Genomic DNA, 2,230 nt, shown 5'->3' with positions numbered 1-2,230 from the left:
GATCAAGGAAGCTAACAGTCTCGGACTGACCGTCCGCTTCGAACCGATCCCAGCTGTCTGACCTGCGCGGTTCACTCTATTTTCGTGTCAGACCCGTCTGACGCGAAGAGGGAGACAGCCCTCCCGCTGTCTCCCTCAGCCAGGGCGTATATCGAGTTGTGATTCAGTGGCGCAACAGCCAACGCCAGCGAGGCTGTTCGAGCACGACCGACGTCGCGGCCAGCGCGGTCGCGACGACCGCCGCCCCCGTGGGCCACACGAACCACGGGGCCACCGCTGCGACGGCCACTTCGAGGAGCACGAGCAGGAGCATCGCCGCGCCGGGGATCGCCACCGGCGGGTCGAAGGGGCGGTCGCCGGGCGTCCCGACGACAGCCGGCAGTCCGATCAGTAGGACCAGCGCGGTGATCGCGACCGCCCAATCGACCCTGTGCAGTGCCCACGGGGTGGCCGTCCAGCCGATCAGTTCGGTCAGGAACCGCAGCCCGGAAGCGGCGTTGGGGCGGTTCGGGGAGTCGGCGGCCTGGGTCATGATCCCTCCCCGGCATGGAGCGGCGCAGTGCGGGGCCCGTCGATGGCCGGCCCGCATGCCGTTGACGAGCGTGTCGACGACGAACCGGTGGCTGCCGGCGGGGTCGCGCTCCATCTGGAAGGCATCGTCGCTTTCGGGGCCGACGAAGCCGCTGATGACGGTGCGCAGCCCTCGGACCGCGTCGATGGCGCGCTCGTCGGTCAGCCCGAAGCCGGCGACCGCGTCGAACAGGATCTGCACCGATTCGTGGGCCACGGCCTGGTTTTCCTCGTCCGCGGGGCGCGGGGCGCGGACGCCGGCGGCGTACCGGCCGGGGTGGTCGAGGGCCCACTTCCGGTACGTCTCGGCGATCGCGCGGACCCCGTCCGGACCGGACCGGCCGACGGCGGCCCGAGTCAGGACGGCGCCGATGCCGCGGACGGCCTGGAGGCCGACGCCCCGGTGCAGGGCGTCCGGCGAATCGACGTGCTTGTACAGCGACGGTGGCCGCACGCCGACCCGTTCGGCCGGCAGGCCCATGGTCAGGCCGGCGAAGCCGACCTCGTCGGCGAGTTCCGACGCGGCCGCGATGACCGTGGCCCGGTCGAATCCGGCCCTAGGACTTATCCGGACGATCATGTGTAACGGGATGACCGCGATGGCTGCGGTGGCGGTATCGAGGAACGCATGGCCGCGTCTGCCATAACGGGCGTCGGCCGGGCGCGTAGCCGAGCATCGCCCTGCCCTGTGTGCTGATCGGCGGAGACGGCATGATGGGGATCATGAAGTCTCTCGCCGCAGCCGGTCTGCGCATCGTGGAGGGCTGGACCGCGCCCGACGGGCTCCTTCCGCCCACCGTCACCAGCCAGGCACCGAGCGTCCCGTCTGAGGACGGGCGCGTCGAGGCCATGCTGGACTTCCTCGATCCGCAGCTGCACGAGAAGGCGAACGCCGACTGGTACCGGCTGTCGGTCGAAGGAGGACTCTTCTCCGAGACCGACCGCAGGTTCCTGATCGCGCTCCACCCCGGCCAGGACCGCCTCGCACGGTGGCACTGCGTCGAGCTGCAGAGCGAGTGGGACATCATGGGCAAGGGTGCTGACGGGCTGCTCGGCAGTGCCCCCTACCGCCCCGAGTTCAGCATGCTTTCCCTCGGCGGGAACGTGCTGTGCTTCGCCACGACGTGGGAGCACGCCATCAGCACCTCCGTGCTGAAGGCGCCGCATCGTTCGCAGGTCCTCCGCGAGTGGGCCGAGGATCTAACGGACGGCACCATGGACGACATGGGCGATCCGGACGAGGCACCGCTGAGCCTGGCGGCACGCCGCTGGCTCGACAGCCACTAGTCGATCATGTTCTGAGCCAGATGGCGAGTGCTGCTGCGGTGGCTGTGCCGAGGTAGACGTACCCACGTTTGTCGTAGCGGGTGGCCACGGCCCGGTGTTGCTTGAGCCGGTTGATCGCTCGTTCGATGGTGTTGCGTTTCTTGTACCGGTCTTCGTCGAAGCCGGGTGGTCGTCCGCCGTGTGAGCCTTTGCGCTGGCGGGCGGCTTGGGTGTCAGTCTTCTCCGGGATGGTGTGCCGGATGCCGCGGCGTCTCAGGTAGGCGCGGATGATTCTGTTGCTGTAGGCCTAATAGGCACCGAGGTTGGATGTTGCTGGCCTCGGCAGGGGCTGGGCGAGACATCTGTTCTGTAAGCCGCGCCTGGGAGTGCTTCG

At 68.9% G+C, this 2,230-nt stretch carries 2 protein-coding genes and 1 pseudogene; 1 reads left to right on the top strand and 2 read right to left on the bottom strand.

Annotated elements, in window-relative coordinates; all coding sequences use genetic code 11:
• Positions 1–163 precede the first annotated feature (163 nt).
• A complete protein-coding gene (locus AB0F62_RS42715; RefSeq protein WP_361812302.1) occupies positions 164–1,150 on the bottom strand; it encodes a WHG domain-containing protein in 987 nt (328 codons plus the stop codon).
• Between the two features lie 143 nt (positions 1,151–1,293).
• Between AB0F62_RS42715 and AB0F62_RS42710 the strand changes: the two genes are divergently transcribed.
• Complete coding sequence (locus AB0F62_RS42710) at positions 1,294–1,857, top strand: hypothetical protein (protein ID WP_361812299.1); 564 nt, start codon at positions 1,294–1,296, stop codon at positions 1,855–1,857.
• 4 nt (positions 1,858–1,861) lie between these two features.
• Here AB0F62_RS42710 and AB0F62_RS42705 read toward each other — a convergent pair.
• Positions 1,862–2,143 (bottom strand): annotated as a pseudogene (locus tag AB0F62_RS42705) (transposase); the annotation flags it as partial.
• Between the last annotated feature and the right edge of the window lie 87 nt (positions 2,144–2,230).

It is taken from the genome of Streptomyces sp. NPDC026673 (assembly GCF_040638135.1).
Classification (GTDB): Bacteria; Actinomycetota; Actinomycetes; order Streptomycetales; family Streptomycetaceae; genus Actinacidiphila.
This window is presented reverse-complemented; position numbering and strand designations above follow the sequence as displayed.

Excerpts from the sequence above, each read along its gene's own strand:
- AB0F62_RS42715 (WP_361812302.1), bottom strand. The coding sequence starts at position 1,150 with ATGATCGTCCGGATAAGTCCTAGGGCCGGATTCGACCGGGCCACGGTC.
- AB0F62_RS42710 (WP_361812299.1), top strand. The coding sequence starts at position 1,294 with ATGAAGTCTCTCGCCGCAGCCGGTCTGCGCATCGTGGAGGGCTGGACC.